We start from the raw sequence: 20,658 nt of genomic DNA on the forward strand, positions 1-20,658 counted from the left end.
CTGTCGTGTTAATAGAGGGCGTCGGCCAGAGGCTGATACAGGTTGATGCTGCGTGATGCAGTTAGGACCGGAATCGGAAGGTGCTTACCGCGGGCTCTTCGGCGGCCAGGTTTCCGGTTCCGACGAGTGTCGTGATCGGGACCTTGCGACCGAATCGCGGTGAGTACCAGCCCAGCAACGGATCGTCGCCACCGCGGTGCGCTGTCCAGGTCAGTCCAGCCGGCAACTCGACGGTCGCCGAGCCGGTGGACCACTCCAGCCGTCCGCTCGACCCGTCCAGCTCGACGGACACCTCTGGCCCCAGATGCCAGGCAATACGTACGTCGGACGCCGCATCGAGCCGATCCTCGACCCGCAGTACGCCGTGGTCGAGTACTGCGGTCCGCCGGTGCGTGACGGGTGCATCGCCGACCCGGTAGCCATCGTGCTCGGCTTCCCAGGTGTTGGGCGCGTACCGGCGTACCTTGCCTGTCGCGCCGCGCAGCCAGAGGAACGCTCCGCCCAGGGTGGATTGCTCGGCGCCGGCGACCTCGACGGTGTTGTGGGCGATCGTGGAGCGGAAGTAGTTCCGCCACTCCTCTTCACCGTGGTAGCAGTACGTGCCCGGGTCGGCCAGGATGTCGACGCCGCCGACGCGGACCTCGAGCGAGAGGGCGTCGGAGTGCGCATGCGCGGCGATGGAGAGGAAACCGTGCGGACCGGCGTCCGCGCGGCACCAGATCTCCGGACCGGCGTCGTCACTGCGCAGAATCGTCAGACCGGCGTCCTCGAAGTGATCCGGTCGTACGGCGGGGCGGTCCGGCTGCTGTTTCTCGACCAGCGAGCTGATGATGTACGACGTCGCAGTGGGCGGGCTGTCCGGCCACCAGGGCGCTGCACCGACAGCCGCCGCGCCGAGCGACAGGAACGCCGACCAGTGGTGGATGTCCGGCGGATCGAGGACCAGCACCATGCCCTCGTCGTCGTCGCCCTGGCGCGGTGGCCGGAGCGAGGTGTCGACGATTGCTGCGGCAACGTCGACCGTGCGGGTCAGGAGTGCCCAGGTGTGCCGGCTGAGCGGGTGACCGGACCAGTCTGCCTCCAGGGCGGCGTACAGGCCGAGCTCGGAGACGAAGCGGTGGTAGTCAGTGGCCAGCTCACGGTTCACCCCGGAGGGGAATGTGTTGGCGTCGAGTTCCTTCTCCAGCAGGGCTGTCGCGTCCTGGCGCCAGCGGGTGCTCTTGGTGAACCAGGGGAACGCACAGGCGGCGACGAGCTGACCGGCGGCCTCGGCGATCACGTGGTTGTTGGCCGAGGACCCGTGGCTCTGGAACGCGGCCAGGTAGCGCTGGTGCCAGTAGATCTGCTGGTGCGCCAGTTCGTTGTGTTCGAACAGGTCGGTGATGTCCGGCCAGTCGTTCAGCAGCCGGCGGATCCACGTCCAGCTGATCAGACGGATGCCGATCTCGATCCCGCTGGCCCAGTGCACTCCGGACAGGAACGGGTTCGTACGCCACCAGTCGTTGAGGTGGTCGGCGACGCGTTCGGCGTACCGGTCGTCGTGGGTCAGGAACCAGGCGGCGGCCAGCTGGGTCAGGTGGTGGTGGCGGGACAGCTCCCACACCTGCTTGATGTTGCCGACCGCTTCCTCGTTGCGGTGGTTCAGCTTGAAGACGTACTGCGCCGGGTCCGAGCGACGGCCGGTGATCGGGTCGCGGAACCAGTCCGGTTTCGTCAGGTCGGTCCGGTCGACGCCGAGTACTTCGAGGTTGCCGGCCATGATCGCGTCGGCCGTCCGGATCACGGCCTTGCGGGCGTCCTCCGGCGCGATGCAGGCGGTGTGCGCCGGGAGCGTCGTACTGAAGGTCAGCTCTTTGCGGAGGGGCAGGTGGGTTGCCGTGTTCTGCCCGGGCCTGACCTGTTGGTAGGCCCAGGCAGTACGGCGTCCGGTATCGCGAGCGCGCAGGACGAGTTCGGTGGGGGACATCCGGCGCAGGCGGCGGACGTACCAGCCCAGGGGCTGGCGGCTCACACCTTCTCCGGTTTACCTGAAGCCAGGCTCCGGTCCACCGCGATGGTGGCGCGAGTGGTTGCGACGAGTTCGTCGAAGGAGATCGGCATCGGGCCGCCGGACTTCACCGCGGCGACGAACTGTGCCAGCTCGGTCCGCTGGCCCTTGTCGGTGCTGCGGGTCTTCTTCGTCGACGGCTTGCGGCCGGTCCACACCGAGGCGCTCTGGAAGTTGTCGAGTCGCCCGTTGCGGCCGCCGCCGGTGATGTCGAGCGTCTCCTTCGGGAAGCGCGAGTTGCCGCCGGCGACGTAGTTGATCGTGCCGACCGAGCCTCCTGCGAACCGGAGCGTGACGATCACGTCGCCGGTGTCGGGACCGGGTACGGCGTACACCTCGGTCGGGAGGCTGTTCAGCCACCAGGTCAGGGTGTCGATGAAGTGCCCGCCCTCGCCGGCGAACCGGGTGCCTTCCTTGCCGGCGTCGAGGTACCAGCTGGTGGAGTCGAGCTTGCCGGCGTTGACGAGGTAGCGCAGCGAGAACGCGCCGCCCGGGTCGCCGAAGCGGCCCTTCAGGTCGGTCAGCAGCGGCGCGAACCGGCGGTTGAACCCGACCATCAGCCGGTCGTTGCCGGTGGCATCGACCGTGGCGACGATCCGGTCCAGCTCCTCGTCGGTCAGCGCCAGAGGCTTCTCGACGAAGACGGCCTTCCCGGTCTCGAGCGCCCGGCACGCCAGCTCGGCGTGGGAGCTGTGCCGGGTCACCACGAAGATCGCGTCGAGGCTGTCGTCGGACAGCACCTCCTGCGCATCCGTCGAAATCTGCTCGAACCCGAACCGCCGCTGAGCATTGGCGGCCGACAACGACTTGTTGGTCGCCACCCGAGCCAACACCGCATCCTCATCCTTCTGCAAATGCGGCAGAAGCATGCTCGACGCATAGTTCCCAGCCCCGATGAATCCCATCCGAGCGGCGCCGGCGGGAGCCGGTCGCCCGGCCGGCTCCCGCCGGCGGTTGGTGTCAAGGCCGGAGTCCAGCGCAGCTTCTTCCGCGCCGGTTTCGGCGCGGAGCGCCGGGGCCGGCGCGTCGTTGGGGTATTCGAAGAGGAAGCCGACGCCGGGGAGGGCGCCTGAGCTCAGCTGTTGGTAGACGTTGGTGGCGTCGGCGATGGGGAAGGTGTTTGCGATGAGGGAGCCTACGTCGATCTGTTCGCGGGCGATCAGGTCGATGAAGCATTCGAGGTTGCGGCGTTCGGTCCAGCGGACGTAGCCGGCCGGGTAGTCGATGCCCTGGAGTTCGTACCGGTCGTCGTAGCGGCCGGGGCCGTAGGAGCGCGAGAACCGGACGTCTAGTTCCTTGTCGTAGTACGCGTTCCAGGGCAGGTCCAGCTTGGTCTTGCCGATGTCGACAACCCGGGCACGGTCGCGTGCCAGCCGGGCAGCCGTCTCGACCGGACCGTTGGAGTGACCGCCCGCAGCCAGCAGGATGCGGTCGGCGCCCAGCCCGTTCGATGCCTCCAGCAACGACCGTTCCAGCGAAGCGATACCAGCCTCGTCGGGGGAGGAGCACGCGAGCGCACCGGCCTTCTCCGCCATCCGGCAGCGGTCCGCGACCGTGTCGATGCCGAACACCCGCACCCCGGCCGCGACCAGCAACCGCACCACGAGCTGCCCGACCAAACCGAGCCCGATCACCACCGCAGTCTCGCCAAGCTGCACCTCAGCCTGCCGCACACCCTGCATCGCGATCGCACCAACCGTCGAGAACGCAGCCTGCTCAGCCGGCACGCCGTCCGGCACCGGCACGCACAGGTTCAGCGGCACCCAGTTGTACTCCGCATGCAACGCGAACTCGTTCCCCGCCGCGGCAACCAACTGCCCGACACTGAACTCCTCCGCACCGGCGCCGACCTCGACAACCACACCGCACAGCGAGTACCCGAGCGGCGTGTACGAGTCGAGCTTGTTCATCACCTTCTTGTAGGTGTTCAACGCACCCTGCTGCGCAACGGAGTCCAGCACCTTCCGCACCTGGTCCGGCCGCGCCTTCGCCTTGCCGACCAGCGACAGCTTCGCTTCGCCGACCTTCATCAGCTCCGTGCCGGTCGAGATCAGCGAGTACAGCGAACGGATCAGCACGCCACCGGGCGCACAGGTGGGCGGAGGCACGTCCAGCACAGCCAGCTCACCGGACTTGTAGTTCTGTGCAACCTGCTTCATGTCCGTCCTTGCCAAATTGTCAGAGGGAAGTAATGGTCACGCCCAGCGACCGCATGTGGCGGGTCCAGGTCTCCAAGGTCAGCAACTGCCAGATCTGCTTCGAGTAGTCCTCGCGCCCGGCCCGCTCGTCGTCGACGAGCTTCTGTACGGCGGCCCGCTGCAGGAACCCGCTGCCGACCAGCTCACCGCGCAGCAGCGTGTCGTCGACGAGCTCGCGCAGGTCGTTCCGCACCCAGGCCCGCAGCGGCGCACTGAACGACGCCTTCGGCCGGTAGATGATCTCTTTCGGCAGCCACGCCTCGGCCGCCTTCTTCAGCGCCAGCTTGCTGACCCGGCGGTGGATCTTCTCGCTGCCCGGGATCGAGAACGCCGCGCGCGCGACGATCGGGTCCACGAACGGCGTCCGTACTTCGGTCGACGCCGCCATGCTGGACCGGTCCGTGTACGCGAGGTTCAGCCCCGGCAGGAACATCCGCGAGTCGGCCAGGCACATCCGGTTCACGTGATCGTCGAGCGTGGTGTCGTGGTAGATGTCGGCGTGCTCGGACAGCAGCTTCCCGACGTACGGTTCCAGGTCCGGGCTCAGCAGCCCGGCGAGCTGGTCCCCGTCGTACATCGTGTAGCTGCGCCGGAACGCCGTCTCCTCGGAGAGGTTCGCGAACGTCTCGAACCGCTTGGCCCACCGCGCGTACCGCAGTCCGCGCCCGTTCACCGTCACCGGCAAGCGTCGTACGGCGGGCCCGATCACACCGTTCCGCAGTACGCCGGGAAGCCGCTGGTACTGCGCTCCCATCACGCACGCGAGGTGCTTGCGGTAACCGCCGAACAGCTCGTCGGCGCCCATCCCGGACAGCAGGACCTTCACGCCGGCGTCGCGTGCGGTGTCGCACATCAGCAGCGTGTTGATCGCGGCCGGGTCGCCGATCGGCTCGTCCAGGATGTCGACAATCCGCGGAAGCAACTCCACGACATCGGGAGCGATCTCGATCTCGTGCAGGTCGATGCCGAACTGCTGCGCCACCTTGCGCGCGTAGATCGCGTCGTCGGGCATCGCCTCGAGCTTCTGGTCCTGCGCGCGGAACGTGATCGTGTACGAGTCGACACTCGGATCCATACGCTTCGCCAGCACGGTCACCAAGCTGGAATCCAGCCCGCCGCTGAGGAACGTGGAGACCGGGACATCTGCGACCATGTGAGCGGCGACCGACTCCTCGATGATCGTGCGCAGGTCGGCCGGCGGACCGGCCGCGGCCTCGGTGGCGACGTCGGTCACCCGCCAGTACATCTCGTGCCGGCTGCTGCCGTCCGGGCGGAACTCGGCCCACGAACCCGGCGGAAGCTTCTCCACACCGTCGATCGCGCAACGCTGCTCCGGCAGCCAGTAATAGAGCATCGACGCGATCAACGCCCCGGGCTCGGTCCGCAGCTCGGACCCGACTGCCGTGACAAGTGCCTTCAGCTCGGACGCGAAGACAACTCCGTCTTGCCGGCGCAGGAAGTACAGCGGCTTGATGCCGAGCGGGTCGCGGGCGAGGTACATGCTGCCGCTGTCCTCGTCGAGCATCGCGAACGCGAACATGCCCCGGAACCGCTTCAGCGCATCCGGACCCCAGCGGCGCCACGCTTCCAGAACCACCTCGGTGTCGCCGTTGGTGCGGAAACCGACGCCGGCCTTGGACAGCTCGGCCCGCAGTTCCTTGTAGTTGTAGAGCTCGCCGTTGTAGCAGATGGTCAGCCCGCGCTTGCTGAACGGCTGGTCGGCCTCCGACGACAGGTCGATGATCGACAACCGGCGGTGCGCGAGGAACGCCCGTACGTCGCCCTCGTCGAACGCGTAGATCCGGTCGGCGTCCGGACCGCGGTGGGCGATCCGGTTGCTCATCGCCTCGGCGAGGGCAAAACCGTCGTGCTGCTGGTAGCAGCCGGCGATGCCGCACACGTCAGGACCCCGTCGCGCGTGCGACGTCACCGATGTGGCTGACGTGACCGGTCAACGCGTCGTACACCTGCAGGTACGCCTTCTGCTGGTGTTTCCACGCCAGCACCTGCTCGACCCGTTCGCGGCCGAACTTGCCCATCCGGCGCCGGCGTACCTCGTCGTCGAGCAGCTCGACGATGGCGTCGCCGTACTGCGCGACGTCGTTCGGCTCGACGTACACCGCTGCCTCCGCGGCGGAGACCTTGGTCTCGATCAGGTCGAAGGCGACGACGGGAAGCTCGAACGCCATGTACTCCATGGTCTTGTTCATCGTCGACACGTCGTTGAGCGGATTCTTCGGGTCGGGGGACAGGCCGATGTCCGCGGTCGACATCACCGCGCGCACGGTCTCGTCCGGCACCCGGCCGGTGAACTCGATGTAGTCCCTGAGACCGAGGTCGTCCCGCAACGCGACCACCTCGTCGAACGAGTCGCCGCCGCCCATCAGCGTGAACGCGATGTCGGTGCGGCCGAGAGTGTTGACAATGTGATCCGCAGCGCGGATGACGATGTCGACACCGTCCTGCGGGCCCATCACGCCGATGTACGTGACCAGGAATCGGTGGCCGCGGCGGAGCGCCTCGTCCGCTGCGGCCGGGTCGCGCTGCAGCTTGTCCGGGTCCGGCCCGGTGCGGACCACGGTCACGTCGTGGTTCGCCTTGCCGCTGCGGGTGATCGCGATCCGGCGGTAGGAGTCGTTCGTCGAGGTGACGTGGTCGGCTGTGCGGTGCGTCGTCCGCTCGAGGAACCGCAGTCCCTTGTACGGCAGGCTCTTCGTGCCGCCGAAGCGGGACTGGAACAGCTCCGGGCACAGGTCGTGGTGGTCGAAGACGAACTTCGTCCCGTCCAGGCGGCGCAGCAGCATCGCGATCGGCCAGAAGATGTCCGGCGGGTTGCAGGCCTGCATCACCGTGAACTTGCCAGCCTTACGGGCGCGGAAGACCAGCCGCAGCGTCAGCAGGAACGAGTACGCGTACTCCCAGACGAAGCTGACCTTGCTGCCGCCCGGTGCGTAGGCCTTGTACTTGTGCACCGTCACGCCGTCGATGACCTGGTACGCCGGGTCGCCCGGCCCCTTCGGGCAGACCACCGTGACGTCGTACCCGGACGCCACCAGCGCCTGGCACTCCAGCCAGACGCGGCGGTCGAACGGCACCCAGAGGTTCTGGATGATGATGAGGACCCGCGGACCGCTCACCAGCCCACTCCTTCGTATCCGGGCAGCGACTCCACGTCGGCGCCGAGCCGGCCGATCAGGTCGATCGTCCGTGCGGGTGGCGCTTCGAGCAGGGCGTTGATGGCGGCGTTGTCGGTGGCCGAGACAATGGCCAGGTCGGCGCCGGCGAGGGCCGCCGACGGGTCGTCGGTGAGGACGCGCTGCAGGTGCGGCAGCTTCGACTGCACGTGGCGCAGGTTCGCGCCGACCAGACGGGTCGGGTTGACGATCGCGTCGTAGATACGCAGGTTGTAGCCCTTGCCGATCAGGCGCTCGGCCAGCTCGACATTCGGGCTCTCGCGCAGGTCGTCGGTGGCGTGTTTGAAGCTCAGGCCGAGCAGCGCGATCTCACGGCCGGGGCCGGCGATCACCCGGTCGACGACGTCGCGGACGCTCCGCTCGTTGGTGGCCAGCGTGCCGGCCAGCAGTGGGAGCTCGGTGTCGTTCATCCGTGCCAGGTGCAGAACCGAGCGCAGGTCCTTCGGCAGGCAAGAGCCGCCGAACGCGAAACCGGGCTTCAGGTAGTACGGTGAGATGTTCAGGCTGGTGTCCTGGACGAAGATCTTCATCACCTCGCGCGAGTCCACGCCGAAGTGCCGGAAGATCCGGCCCATCTCGTTCGCGAACGAGACCTTGGTGGCGTGGAACGCGTTGCAGGCGTACTTGAGCGCCTCCGCGGTCCGGACGTCGACGACTTCCACATCCCTGCCGAGGAAGCCGAACAGGTCGGTCAGAGCGGTACCGACCTTCGGGTTGCGGGTGCCGACGACAACGAACGGCGGCGCGTAGAAGTCGGCCAGGCCGGATCCTTCGCGCAGGAACTCCGGGCACATCGCCGTACCGAAGGTCAGACCCTCCGGCGGCGGTACGTCGGCCAGCACCTTCTCGACCACCTCGTCGACCGTCCCCGGGGGGACCGTCGAGCGGACCACGATGCTGTGGAACCCCGACGCCGGCCGGAGGACGGTCTGCGCGGCCTCCGCGATGTCGCGGACCGCGCGTTTGATGTACGTCAGATCGGTACTGCCCGCCGGAGTCGACGGCGTACCGACACAGATCAGCGAGACATCGGCCCGCTCGAGCGCGACCCGTGGATCGGTGGTCGCGTGCAGGCGACCCGAGGTCGCACCGTCCGCCACCAGCTCGTCCAGACCCGGCTCGACCACCGGGCTGTGTCCCTGAGTGATCGGACCAACCTTCGCAGTATCGACATCGACCCCCCAGACGTCGTGGCCGGCGGCCGCCAGGCACGCGGCCGTAACAGATCCGACATACCCCAGGCCGAACACGGCAACCTTCATAACGCCCCCCACAGGCTCATGACGCGGCATCCCCACGTCCGCAGCGCCCATGAGAGCAGCCTCGGCACCGTCCTGATACACGCGATCCGAACAAATTGGCTGTATCAGGCGCTTGTCCGGGGGTTCTTTATGGGCGACAGGGGACTGCGCTGGGGTGAGGGGAACACGGATGAGGGTTCTGGTCACTGGGGATCGGGGTTATATCGGGGCCGTCATGGTGCCGTTTCTGCGGGATGCCGGGCATCAGGTGGACGGTCTGGATACGGGCCTGTACGAAGGGTGTGACCTGCTCGGCGGGCCGGACCCGATCGGGGACAGGGCGCCGCGGGACATGCGGGACGTGACCGCGCGCGAGCTCGAGGGGTACGACGCGGTGGTCTGTCTGGCCGCGCTGTCGAACGATCCGCTCGGCAACCTGGACAAGGCGGCGACGTACTCGGTCAACCTGGACGGCACGCTGAACGTCGCGCAGGCCGCGAAGGACGCGGGCGTCGAGCGCTTCCTGTTCGCGTCGTCGTGCAGCTTGTACGGCGCGGCCGGCTCCGAGGCGGTCGGCGAGGACGCCGAGATGTTCCCGGTCACGGCGTACGGCGAGACGAAGGCGCTGGCCGAGCAGCAGCTGTCGAAGCTCGCCGACGACACCTTCAGCCCGACGTACCTGCGCAACGCGACCGCGTACGGCGCATCGACCCGGCTGCGGCTCGACATCGTCGTCAACAATCTGACCGCGATCGCGCTGACGTCGGGCCAGGTCCGGCTGGAGAGCGACGGTACGCCGTGGCGCCCGCTGGTCCACATCGAGGACATCAGCCGCGCGTTCCTGACGGTGCTGGAGTCGCCGCGCGAGACGATCCACGACGAGGCGTTCAACGTCGGCCGGTCCGAGGACGTCGTCCAGGTCCGCGACATCGCCGAGATGGTCCGCGAGGCGGTGCCGGGCTCGACGCTGTCGATCGCCGAGGGCGCCGGCCCGGACCTGCGCAACTACAAGGTCGACTTCAGCAAGCTCAACGACACGTTCCCGGAGCTGCAGCTGCAGTGGACGGTCCGCAAGGGCGTCGAGGAGCTGTACGCCGCCTACCAGCGGCACGGCCTCACGCTCGACGACTTCAACTCCGCCCAGTTCGTCCGCCTGCGCCGGATCCAGCAGCTGCTCGCCGCCGGACTCGTCGACGGCCAGCTGCGGCGCCAGACCGACGGCCAGTTCCCGGGACCGAAGGAGATGCAGTGATGAACACCCCGATGAACAGCTGCCGGATCTGCGGCGCGGAGCTCACGCGCACGTTCGTCGACCTCGGCATGTCGCCCCCGTGCGAGAGCTACCTGCGCGCGGACCAGCTCGACAGCGGTGAGACGTTCTACCCGCTGCACGTGCGGATCTGCGACAACTGCCTGCTCGTCCAGCTCCCGGCGTACGTCGCCGCGGACGACGTGTTCAGCGACTACCTGTACTTCTCGTCGTACTCGACCAGCTGGGTGGAGCACGCCCGCCGGTTCGTCGTCGACATGCAGGAGCGGCTCGACCTCGGCGCGGAGAGCCTGATCGTCGAGGCTGCCAGCAACGACGGCTACCTGCTGCAGCACGCGACCGCCCTCGGGATCCCGGTGCTCGGCATCGAGCCGGCCGCGAACATCGCGAAGATCGCCAACGAGAACGGCATCCGCACCGAGAGCTACTTCCTCGGCGAGGAGACCGGCAAGGACGCGGCGGCTCGGCACGGGCAGGCGGACCTTGTCGTCGGCAACAACGTGTTCGCGCACGTACCGGACATCGTCGACTTCGCCAAGGGCCTGCGCGCGCTGGTCAAGGACGACGGCCTCGTGTCGCTGGAGTTCCCGCACCTGCTCCGGCTGATCGAGCGTCGCCAGTACGACACGATCTACCACGAGCACTACCAGTACCTGACGCTGAAGACCGCCGCGCTGGCGCTGGAGAAGGCCGGCCTCAAGGTGGTCGACGTCCAGGAGCTCGCCAGCCACGGCGGGTCGCTGCGACTGTTCAGTACGCCGGTCGAGACCGCCGGCGAGCCGACCGAGCTGGTCGGCAAGGTGCTGCAGGACGAGAAGGACGCCGGCCTGCACACGGTCGAGGGCCACCTGGGCTTCGCCGACGAGGTGTTCGCGATCAAGTCCGATCTGGTGGAGTTCCTGATCCAGGCCCGCCGCGAAGGCAAGACGGTGGCCGGGTACGGCGCTCCCGGCAAGGGGAACACGCTGCTCAACCACTGCGGCATCCGCGAGGACCTGCTGCCGTACACGGTCGACCGCAGCCCGCACAAGCACGGGATGTTCCTGCCCGGTACGCACATCCCGATCTTCGCACCGGAGCGCCTGGCCGAGACGCGCCCCGACTACATCGTGATCCTGCCGTGGAACCTGCGCGCGGAGATCGTCCATCAGCTCGGCTACGCACGGGAGTGGGGCGCGAAGTTCGTCGTACCCATCCCGCAGCTCGAAGTGATCTGAACAGGCGTTGGGGGGAAGGAAAGTCAGATGAAGGTCGTGATCTTCTGCGGGGGGCTCGGGCTGCGGATGCGCAGCGGCGTCGACTCCGCACCGAAACCGATGATGACGATCGGCGACCGGCCGGTCCTGTGGCACATCATGCGGTACTACGCGCACTTCGGCCACACCGAGTTCATCCTGTGCCTGGGCTTCGGGGGAGCCGCGGTCAAGAACTACTTCCTCAACTACGAGGAGACCGTCTCCAACGACTTCGTGATGACCAAGGGCGGCGAGCACATCGAGCTGCTCGACTCCGACATCAGCGAGTGGAAGATCACCTTCGTCGACACCGGTATCGACACCTCGATCGGTGAGCGGCTGCGCCGGGTCCGGCCGTTCCTGGAGGACGACGACGCCTTCCTGGCCAACTACGGTGACGTGCTCACCGACGCGCCGATGGACAAGATCGTCGATCACGTGATGACCAGCGACATCACCGCCAGCCTGCTCGCGGTGCCGCCGCAGGCCTCGTTCCACACGGTCGAGTTCGGCACCGACTCCCGGGTCACCGGGCTGCGGTCGGCGGTCGACCTGAACGTCTGGATCAACGGTGGGTTCTTCGTCATCAAGAAGGAGATCTTCGACGTCCTGCACGAGGGCGAGGACCTGGTCGGCGACGCGTTCCCGCGGCTGGCCGCGATGCGCAAGCTCGAGGCCATCCCGCACCACGGGTTCTGGGCGCCGATGGACACGCTCAAAGAGCGAAGCCAGCTCGAGGAGCTGTACCGGTCCGGCAAGAAGCCGTGGGCGCTGTGGAGCCACCAGGTCCGCCAGCAGCAGGCACAGGTGCTGGACAAGCAACCCACGGTGCCGGCGGACGCGCCGGTAGTGGTGGCGATCTGATGCTTCCGTTCCAGCTCGGCCTGATCGACGGGCCGGTCCACCTGGTTGCCCTCGGCGCTCATCCGGACGACATCGAGATCGGCTGCGGCGGCACGCTGCTGAAGCTGGCCGAGTCGGTGCCGGAGCTGTCCGCCGAGTTCGTGATCGCGACCGGTACGCCGGTGCGCCTGGAGGAGGCCCGCCGCGCGGCGGAGCTGTTCCTGCCGGACTGCGAGGTGACCGTCACGTCGGCCGAGCTGCCGGACGGCCGGTTGCCGGCGTACTGGAACCAGACCAAGGAGTTGCTCGAGGCAACGGCTCGGGGCGGTAACACCGGTTCGGGGCGTCGCCCCGACCTGGTGTTTGCCCCGAGCAAGCACGACGCGCACCAGGACCACCGGCTGATCGCCGAGCTGGCGCCCACGGTGTGGCGCAACCACCTGGTGCTGCACTACGAAATCCCGAAGTGGGACGGCGACATCAGCCGGCCGTGGCTGTACGTCGAGCTCACCGAGGAGCAGATGCAGGACAAGGTCGCGCTGCTGCACAAGGCGTACCCCTCCCAGGTCCCGCACGACTGGTTCGACGGAGAGGTCTTCTCCGGGCTGGCCCGGTTGCGCGGGATGGAATGCCGGGCGACGTACGCCGAAGCCTTCACGACGGCCAAGGCGACGCTGACATGGTGAGCGCTGACATGGTGAATGAAGGAGATGCGGTGACCGCTCTTGAAGACAGCACCGTTAAGTGTCGCGGGTGCGCGTCGGAGAACGTCGTACTCGTGGTGGACGTGGGCGACCAGCCGCTCGCCGACTACTTCCCGCCGGCGGACAACCCCGGCCCGGATCCGCGCTGGCCGCTGTCGCTCTGGCTGTGCCGGGAGTGCACGTTGGTGCAACTCGGTCCGGTGGAGGCGCAGCTGGCCGAGGAGCCGTTGGCCGTTGAATCCGCGACCAGCCGCGCGCATGCGGAGGCTTCCGTCAAGGAGATCCTGCGGGACTACCCGGAGCTTCTCGGCACGGTGGTGTTCGAGTTCGGCAGTCCGCACGGCGGGTCATGGCTCGATCACCTGTACGCGGCGGGTTCGCGGCTGGCCGGCGAGGACGAGAAGGCCGGCCTGGTGATCGACGTCCACGGGATCGTGCACGAGCCGCAGTACGGCGACTCGCTGAAGCTGCGGGCCGATCGGCTCGCGCCGGGTGGCCTGCTGGTGATGGAGTTCCACCACCTGCTGCCGTTGTTCATCGGCAACCAGTTCGACACGATCCGGCACGGCCACTGGGCGTACGTCTCGCTGCGCGCGCTGCAGAACATCGCCGCGCTGCACGGCCTGACCATCGAGTCGGTGCGGCAGGCCGAGATGTACGGCGGCAGCCTGATGGTGATGCTGCGGCACACCGCGGACGCGAAGCCGGACGCCTCGGTCGACGTGGTTCTGGACGACGAGGAAGCGGCCGGGATCGCCGACGAGGTCCAGCTCGGCAGCCTGCACGAGGCCGCGCGGCATGCGGCCGGTGCGCTGCACGACGAGCTCAGCCGTCACCAGGCCGCCGGCCGGACGGTCCTCGGGTACGGCGCTCCTTCGAAGGCGCCGGTGCTCCTGGATCTGAGCAACGTCACGACGGACCTGCTGCCGTTCACCGTGGATCTCGCGCCGGGTAAACACGGCCGCCGGATTCCCGGTGCCTGCATGGTGCCGATCCGCCCGATCGAGGAGCTGAAGGCCGCGCGGCCGGACGTCGTCCTCGTGCTGACCTGGGATATCGCCGACGAGATCGTCGCGCAACTTGAAGCGGACGGCGGCTGGGGCGCCACCTATCTGGTCCCGTTGCCCGAGCCGCACGAGCTGGGGACTCGTCGTCAGGACGCAAGGTGAACTCGCCTGTGGTGATTCTGTTAGGGGAACCGGAATGACATCCGTTGCAGGCAGCCTGCGCAGTTCGGGGCTCGATATGGTCAAGCGCGTACTCCGCGGACCGATGGCTCGCCTGACGGCGGTCCACCGCCTTCGGTGGCGGGTGACCTCGCGGGAGGCGCTGTTCACGCACGTCTACGAGACGTCGGGATGGGACAGCGCCGAGTCCGGGTCCGGCACTGGCTCCGAACTGCGGGCCACCGTCGACATCCGCGAACGCCTGCCGGAGCTCCTGACCCGGCTCGACGTCAAGACGATGCTCGACGCCCCGTGCGGCGACCTGAACTGGATGCGCCACATCCCGCTTCCGGTGGATAAGTACCACGGTCTCGACATCGTCGCGAGTGTGATCGAGAAGAACCGGCAGGAGTACGGCAACGAGCAGCGGGACTTCGCGGTCGCCGACCTGACCAAGGACAAGCTGCCCTCCGTGGACCTGATCCTGTGCCGGGACTGTCTGGTGCACGTCTCGTTCCAGGACGCGGCCGACATTCTGGAGAACTTCCGCGCCACCGGGGCGCAGTGGCTGGTGATCAACACCTACGCGAACGTCGAGCGGAACCACAACCAGTTCACCGGCCGCAACTGGCGGCAGCTGAACATGCAGCTCCCGCCCTTCAACTTCCCCGCGCCGCTCGAGTCCTTCCCGGACGGTGGCGAGGTCGACCCCAACCGGCTCGGACTGTGGCGCCTCCAGGACCTGCCCGCCGTCCAGCGAAGCGCTTTGTGAGCCGACGATGAAAGCTGTCCTGCGCCGCCTCACCTGGGGACTTGCCGACCAGGCTGTGACCAGCCTGGTCAGCTTCCTGGTGGGCGTTGTCGTCGCCCGGCAGCTGGGTGCGCTGCAGTTCGGCGCGTTCAGCCTGGCCTGGGTGACGTACGGCGTGGTCCTGAACATCTCGCGCGGCCTGGGGACCGATCCGCTCGCGGTCCGGTTCAGCGGCCTGGAGCGGCCGGTGTGGCGGACCGCGGTCGCGAAGTCGTCCGGGATGGCGATCGTCGTCGGTCTCGGCACCGGCGCGATCTGCGCGCTCGTCGGGCTGCTGCTCGGTGGGCACGCCGGCCAGGCATTCATTGCCCTGGGCATCGTGTTGCCGGGCCTGATGCTGCAGGACAGCTGGCGGTTCGCGTTCTTCGCGTCGGGACAGGGCGGCAAGGCTTTCGTCAGCGACATCACCTGGGCGCTCGGCCTGGTGCCGCTGCTGTATCTGGCTTCCCAGCACGCCAGCGTGACCCTGTTCGTCCTGGCGTGGGGTGGAGCCGGGGTGTTCGCGGCGCTCGTGAGCGGGCTGCAGGCAGGCATTCTGCCGCGGCCGATACTGGCTCGCCGCTGGCTGTCCGAGCACCGCGATCTCAGCCTTCGCTACCTGACGGAGAACCTCACGCTCAGCGGCGCCTACCAGCTCCGGATCTACGGATTGGGCGCGTTGGCCGGCGTCGCCGCCGTCGGTACTGTGCGCGGCGCGGAGATGCTGCTCGGACCGTTCTTCATCGTGCTTTCGGGGATCGGCCTGGTCGCCGTACCGGAAGCCGCCCGGGTCCTGCGAAGGTCTGTCCGGGCGTTGCCGCTGTTCTGTCTGGCACTTGGTGGCGCGCAGGCCCTGGCCGCGCTCGGCTGGGGTCTGCTCCTGCTGTTCGCGCTGCCGGACAAGTGGGGCCACGCACTGCTCGGCGAAGTCTGGCTGACCGCGTCCGCATTGGTGCTGCCGGCAACTTTGTCGGTGGCGTGTGCGGGCTTCAACACCGGCGCCGCGGCAGGTCTGCGTGCACTCGGTATTGCCCGCCGCAGTCTCAAGGCTCAGCTGTGTGCCTCGGCGTTCTACCTCGTCGGTGGTGTGGTGGGCGGTGCGCTCGACGGTGCGCGCGGTTCGGCCTGGGGCGCCGCGTGTGCGACGTTCGCAGCGGCGTTCGTCTGGTGGTACACGCTGCATGTGGGCGTCCGCGAGCGCAAGCAGTTGGAGTCGGCGGTGGATTCCGAGGAGTCCCAGCCGGTCGTTCCCGAAGTGAGAAGCACATGAACGCGGTACCGCGGCTGACCGTCGGGCTGCCTGTCTACAACGGCGAGAAGTATCTCGCCGAGTCCCTGGACGCGCTACTGGGACAGTCGTACGGCGACTTCGAGCTGATCATCTCCGACAACGCCTCGACCGACGCGACCGAGGCGATCTGCCGCGAGTACGCAGCGAAGGACCCGCGGATCACCTACCTGCGCCAGCCGGCCAACATCGGCGCAACACCCAACCACAACTTCGTCTTCGAGCAGTCGCACACCGAGCTGTTCAAATGGGCCTCGTACGACGACCTGTACGGACAGGAGCTGCTGGAGCGGTGCATCGCGGCGCTCGACGACGACCGTGAACTGGTCCTCGCCCACTCCTGGGAGGCGTTCATCGACGCGACCGGGGAGATCCTCCTCACCGTCGACTATCCGCTCGCGACGGATTCGCCGGATCCGGTCGAGCGATTCCGGAGCATGCTCTTCGCCGTCGGCGGCGACGACTTCTACGGCGTGATGCGGTCGGAGACGCTGCGCCGTACGCCGCTGCACGGCAGTTATCACCACGCGGACCGCACTTTGATGGCCGAAGTCGCGCTGTCCGGGCGGTTCTACCAGGTGCCCGAGGTGCTGTTCTTCCGCCGCGACCACCCGGACCGCGCCGAGCGGGCGAAGCCGACGATCCGCAGCCGCGCCGCCAACATGGAGCCGCGGCGCGCACACCGGCTGAGCAATCCGACCGCGCGGTTGCTCGCCGAGTACGTCGGCGGCTTCGTCGGCGCGATCCGGCGGGCGCCGCTCTCGTCGGCACAACGCCGGCGGTGCTACACGCACCTGCTGCGCTGGATGGCGAGCCGGGCGGCGCACAGATCGTCGGCCCGGATCGAAGACACGGTTCCCGCCGGACGCACGCAGGCTCAGGCAGAGATGGGGAGAAGATGAACGCAGTACCGCGGCTGAGCATCGGCCTGCCGGTCTACAACGGCGAGAAGTACCTCGCGGAGGCGCTCGACGCGCTGCTCGGGCAGACGTACGCCGACTTCGAGCTGATCATCTCCGACAACGCCTCGACCGACGGCACGGAGCGGATCTGCCGGGAGTACCTGGCCCGCGACCCGCGCATCCGCTACATCCGCCAGCCGGTGAACGTCGGTGCGTCGCCGAACCACAACATCGTCTTCACCGAATCACGCGGCGAGCTGTTCAAGTGGGCGTCGTACGACGACCTGTACGCGCGCGATCTGCTGGAGCGTTGCATCGAAGCGCTCGACGAGCACCCGGACGCGGTGCTGTGTCACTCGTGGAGCGCGATCATCGACGAAGCCGGGGACATCGTCGCGAAGGTCGGCTACCCGTTGACGACCGATTCGCCGGACCCGGTCGAGCGGTTCCGGAGCCTGCTGTTCGACGTCGGCGGCGATGACGACTACGGCGTCGTACGGGCCGACGTCCTGCGGCGGACCGCGCTGAACGAGAGCTTCTACCACGCCGACCGGACGATCGTGGCCGAGATCGCGCTGCACGGCCGGTTCCTGCACGTGCCGGCGTCGTTGTTCTTCCGCCGCGACCACCCGGACAGCGCGCTGCGGTCGAACCGGACGGTCCGTTCCTGGTGCGGCAATCTCGACCCGCGCCGCCGGAAGCACTCGACCATCCGGCTGCTGGCGGAGTACCCGCTGGGTTACGTCCGGATGCTGTTCCGCGCGCCGCTGACCGCCGGCCAGCGAGTGCGTTGCCTCTGGCAACTTGTGCGCTGGATGACGAGCCGGGCGGTGCCGCCGTCGATGCGACGACAGGACACTCCGGTCGAGCAGGTCAGTGAGGTCGTGTCGGTATCCAGGGTGGTCGCAGGCCAGAGCGGACGAATCGCATGAGCGACAAGAGTTTCAGCACGCCGGCCAAGGGCGGCCCGCGGATCGGGTTCTTCGGCCTGCTCGGCCACGGGAACCTCGGCAACGACGGGTCGCTGGAGGCGTTCCTCGCCTACCTGGCCAAGTCGTACCCGGATGCGCAGATCGACTTCCTCTGCTCCGGTCCGGACGTGGTCGAGAAGCGCTACGGCCTACCGGCCATCCGGATGAACTGGAACCGCGACGAGTACAGCACCGCGAGCAGCCCGCGTTCGCTCGCGCTCAAGGGGATCGGCAAGGTCGTCGACTTCTTCTGGACCACCTCCTGGGTACGGCGCCACGACGTGGTGGTCGTACCGGGCATGGGCGTGCTGGAGGGCGGTCTGCCGCTGCGCTGGTGGGGCTTCCCGTACTCGCTGCTGCTGCTGACCGCGGCCGGTCGCCTGACCGGCACGAAGGTCGCGCTCGTCAGCGTCGGCGCCAACACGTCGGGACGACGGATGACCCGCCGGGTCTTCACCTGGGCGGCCCGCCTGGCGTACTACCGCTCGTTCCGCGACCAGTTGTCGAAGGACGCGATGCGCGCCACCGGCCTGGGCATCGCGGACGACCCGGTCTACCCGGACCTGGCGTTCTCGCTGCCGATTCCCGCCGTACGGTCGGCGACGCCGCCGGGAGAACCCACGACCGTCGGCGTCGGCGTGATGACGTACCGGGGCACGGACGACGACCGCGACCGCGCCGAAGAGGTCTTCGACGAGTACGTCGCGAAGATGACGCGCTTCGTGCACTGGCTGGTCGACAACGGGCACCGGGTCCGGGTGCTCACCGGCGACCACGAGGACGAACTGGTCTCGAGCGCGATCCTCGCCGACGTCCGGGAGAACCGGCCCGACCTCGATCCGTCCTGGGTCGTCGAGGACCCGCCGAAATCGCTGGACGACGTGATGGAGCAGATGGCGGCGCTCGACACGATCGTCGCCACCCGGTTCCACAACGTGGTCTGCGCGCTGATGCTGTCCAAGCCGACCGTGTCGATCGGGTACGCCGCGAAGAACGACGTACTGATGGCCGACATGGGCCTCGCGGAGTTCTGCCAGAACATCCGCTCACTCGACGTGGATCGACTGATAGCCCAGTACACCGCGCTCGAGTCCCGCCGCGACGTGGTCGGACCGGCGATGGACGAGCGGAACGCAGTCAACCGCAGCCGGCTCGAGGACCAGTACGACGTCTTGTCGTCGAAGGTCTTCCCCCGGCCCGCGGAAACCTTGGAGGGAAGCTCATGAACGTGACGCGGGTACCCGAGATCGCCGGTGTCTATCTGTTCGAGCCGACACCGCACGTCGACGACCGCGGCTTCTTCAGCCGGACCTTCGACGCCGAGATCGCCCGGTCGGTCGGGATCGACCCGGACGGGTTCGCACAGGACAGCCTGTCGCGGTCCCGCAAGGGAGTGCTGCGCGGGATGCATCTGCGCTCCGGGCAGGGCGAGGCGAAGCTGGTCCGCTGCTCCGCCGGCGAGGTGTTCGACGTCGTGGTCGACCTCCGGCCGGACTCCCCGACGTACCTCGGGCAGGCGCACTTCACGCTGTCGGGGGACACCCAGTGTTCGGTGTACATCCCGGCCGGGTGCGGGCACGGATTCCAGGCGCTCACCGAACCGGCGGACATCGCGTACCGGATCGACCGGCCGCACGATCCGTCCGAGGACGTCGTGATCGCCTACGACGACCCCGATCTCGCCATCCCGTGGCCGCTGCCGGTCACGCTCATGTCGGCCCGCGACCAACGGGCCGTCTCTCTTGCCGACCTCGCCGCGGGCGTCCTGAGCGCCCGCTGATCGATCACCAACTCCGGAAGGGGGCCCTCATGGCTCACACCGCATCGATATCGCAGCTCCAGACGCCGCCGTGGGCGCTCGTCAACGGCGAGCTCGTGCCGTACACCGACGTCAAGATCCACATCGGCGCCGAGGCACTGACCCGGGCGCTGAGCGTCTTCGAAGGCGTGAAGGGCTACTGGGACACCGCCGGCGAGGTCTTCTCGATCCGGACTCCGCGCCGTCACTACGACCGGCTCCGCCGTTCCGCGTCGCTGTTCCACATCCCGGTCCGCTTCAGCTACGACCAGTTCCTCGCCGGGCTCGAGAAGCTGGCCGGTGAGCTGCTGGTGACGGACAAGGACCTGTGGTTCCGGCCGACGATGTACGTCACCCACGGGCACTGGGGTGAGGCGACCGAGGCCGACCTGGTGGTCACCGCCTTCAGCCAGCGCAAGCTGGACCCGGACCCGATGCGGCTCGGCGTGACGAGCTGGCGCCGCGCCTCCGACCTCGTGCTGCCGACGCGCGTGAAGAGCAGCGCGAACTACGTCGGCGCCCGGATGGCACGCATCGAGGTACGCCGGCTCGGGTACGACGACGCGATCATGCTCAACGACGCCGGCCGCGTCGCGGAGGCGACCGGTGCGTGCGTCCTGATGGTCCAGCGCGGACGGATCGTCACGCCGCCGACCAGCGAGTCGTGCCTGGACAGCATCACGGTCGACATCCTCGAAGAGGTGGCCAAGGAGCTCGGGATGCCGTTCGACCGGCGCCCGATCGAGCGGACCGAGTTGCTCGCCGCCGACGAGTGCGGCCTGGCCGGCACGATCTCGGAGCTCACGCTGGTCTCCGAGCTCGACGGTGTCGAGTACGACCAGACCGGACTGCTGGCGCAGCTCCGGCAGCGGTACCTGGAACTCATGCGTGGCGACCTGGTCCTGCCGGGCGTCGAGCTGGCGCCGCTGGCCGACGTGTCACGTCAACTACTGCCGGCGGAGGCCGGAGTTTAAGGCCGAGGTCCGGCCGGGGGAATCAAGACCTGGAGGG

At 68.1% G+C, this 20,658-nt stretch carries 17 protein-coding genes; 12 read left to right on the forward strand and 5 right to left on the reverse strand.

Features of this window, described 5'->3' with window-relative positions:
* Window positions 1–61: 61 nt before the first annotated feature.
* Genes EV653_RS03695 through EV653_RS03715 form a run of 5 tightly spaced genes read right to left on the reverse strand, consistent with a single transcriptional unit; the run spans window position 62 to window position 8,701 of the window.
* Window positions 62–2,011, reverse strand: a complete 1,950-nt coding sequence (locus EV653_RS03695; RefSeq protein ID WP_202871470.1) for a heparinase II/III family protein — start codon at window positions 2,009–2,011, stop codon at window positions 62–64.
* Window positions 2,008–4,206 (reverse strand): bi-domain-containing oxidoreductase, encoded by a 2,199-nt coding sequence (locus EV653_RS03700; protein WP_134097950.1) that lies wholly within the window; start codon window positions 4,204–4,206, stop codon window positions 2,008–2,010. The genes EV653_RS03695 and EV653_RS03700 overlap by 4 nt, the downstream gene beginning before the upstream one ends.
* Before the next feature lie 19 nt (window positions 4,207–4,225).
* A complete protein-coding gene (gene asnB / locus EV653_RS03705; protein ID WP_134097952.1) occupies window positions 4,226–6,145 on the reverse strand; it encodes an asparagine synthase (glutamine-hydrolyzing) in 1,920 nt (639 codons plus the stop codon).
* A 1-nt stretch (window position 6,146) separates the two neighbouring features.
* Window positions 6,147–7,382, reverse strand: a complete 1,236-nt coding sequence (locus EV653_RS03710) for a glycosyltransferase family 4 protein (RefSeq protein WP_202871471.1) — start codon at window positions 7,380–7,382, stop codon at window positions 6,147–6,149.
* Window positions 7,379–8,701, reverse strand: coding sequence for a UDP-glucose dehydrogenase family protein (locus tag EV653_RS03715; RefSeq protein ID WP_166679278.1), 1,323 nt, complete (start codon window positions 8,699–8,701; stop codon window positions 7,379–7,381). Before EV653_RS03715 ends, EV653_RS03710 begins: the two co-directional genes overlap by 4 nt.
* Before the next feature lie 169 nt (window positions 8,702–8,870).
* Here EV653_RS03715 and EV653_RS03720 point away from each other — a divergent pair, with 169 nt between their 5' ends.
* From EV653_RS03720 to EV653_RS03775, 12 genes are read left to right on the forward strand one after another with little or no spacing between them, the layout of a single operon-like run.
* Entirely contained in the window at window positions 8,871–9,932 is a 1,062-nt protein-coding gene (locus EV653_RS03720; RefSeq protein ID WP_134097958.1) for an NAD-dependent epimerase/dehydratase family protein, read from the forward strand.
* Window positions 9,932–11,167 (forward strand): class I SAM-dependent methyltransferase, encoded by a 1,236-nt coding sequence (locus EV653_RS03725; RefSeq protein WP_238159540.1) that lies wholly within the window; start codon window positions 9,932–9,934, stop codon window positions 11,165–11,167. The genes EV653_RS03720 and EV653_RS03725 overlap by 1 nt, the downstream gene beginning before the upstream one ends.
* Before the next feature lie 27 nt (window positions 11,168–11,194).
* Window positions 11,195–12,049: a glucose-1-phosphate cytidylyltransferase gene (locus tag EV653_RS03730; RefSeq protein WP_202871472.1), complete on the forward strand. Its 855-nt coding sequence runs from the start codon at window positions 11,195–11,197 to the stop codon at window positions 12,047–12,049.
* On the forward strand, window positions 12,049–12,714 hold the full coding sequence (locus EV653_RS03735) for a PIG-L deacetylase family protein (protein ID WP_134097960.1): 666 nt from the start codon (window positions 12,049–12,051) through the stop codon (window positions 12,712–12,714). The genes EV653_RS03730 and EV653_RS03735 overlap by 1 nt, the downstream gene beginning before the upstream one ends.
* A 29-nt stretch (window positions 12,715–12,743) precedes the next feature.
* Window positions 12,744–13,901 carry a methyltransferase C-terminal domain-containing protein gene (locus EV653_RS03740; RefSeq protein ID WP_166679279.1) on the forward strand — a complete coding sequence of 386 codons (1,158 nt, stop codon included), beginning with the start codon at window positions 12,744–12,746 and terminating at the stop codon, window positions 13,899–13,901.
* A gap of 34 nt (window positions 13,902–13,935) precedes the next feature.
* A complete protein-coding gene (locus EV653_RS03745; protein WP_134097964.1) occupies window positions 13,936–14,670 on the forward strand; it encodes a class I SAM-dependent methyltransferase in 735 nt (244 codons plus the stop codon).
* A 7-nt stretch (window positions 14,671–14,677) separates the two neighbouring features.
* Window positions 14,678–15,958: a hypothetical protein gene (locus tag EV653_RS03750; RefSeq protein ID WP_166679280.1), complete on the forward strand. Its 1,281-nt coding sequence runs from the start codon at window positions 14,678–14,680 to the stop codon at window positions 15,956–15,958.
* The gene (locus EV653_RS03755; protein WP_134097966.1) at window positions 15,955–16,878 is read left to right on the forward strand and encodes a glycosyltransferase family 2 protein; all 924 of its coding nucleotides are present in this window, start codon (window positions 15,955–15,957) and stop codon (window positions 16,876–16,878) included. Before EV653_RS03750 ends, EV653_RS03755 begins: the two co-directional genes overlap by 4 nt.
* Window positions 16,875–17,810, forward strand: coding sequence for a glycosyltransferase family 2 protein (locus EV653_RS03760; protein WP_134097968.1), 936 nt, complete (start codon window positions 16,875–16,877; stop codon window positions 17,808–17,810). The genes EV653_RS03755 and EV653_RS03760 overlap by 4 nt, the downstream gene beginning before the upstream one ends.
* On the forward strand, window positions 17,807–19,075 hold the full coding sequence (locus tag EV653_RS03765) for a polysaccharide pyruvyl transferase family protein (RefSeq protein WP_134097970.1): 1,269 nt from the start codon (window positions 17,807–17,809) through the stop codon (window positions 19,073–19,075). Before EV653_RS03760 ends, EV653_RS03765 begins: the two co-directional genes overlap by 4 nt.
* Complete coding sequence (locus EV653_RS03770; RefSeq protein WP_134097972.1) at window positions 19,072–19,629, forward strand: dTDP-4-dehydrorhamnose 3,5-epimerase family protein; 558 nt, start codon at window positions 19,072–19,074, stop codon at window positions 19,627–19,629. The genes EV653_RS03765 and EV653_RS03770 overlap by 4 nt, the downstream gene beginning before the upstream one ends.
* Before the next feature lie 29 nt (window positions 19,630–19,658).
* A complete protein-coding gene (locus tag EV653_RS03775) occupies window positions 19,659–20,621 on the forward strand; it encodes an aminotransferase class IV (RefSeq protein ID WP_134097974.1) in 963 nt (320 codons plus the stop codon).
* Window positions 20,622–20,658 lie beyond the last annotated feature (37 nt).

It is taken from the genome of Kribbella pratensis (assembly GCF_004365355.1).
Taxonomy (GTDB): Bacteria; Actinomycetota; Actinomycetes; order Propionibacteriales; family Kribbellaceae; genus Kribbella.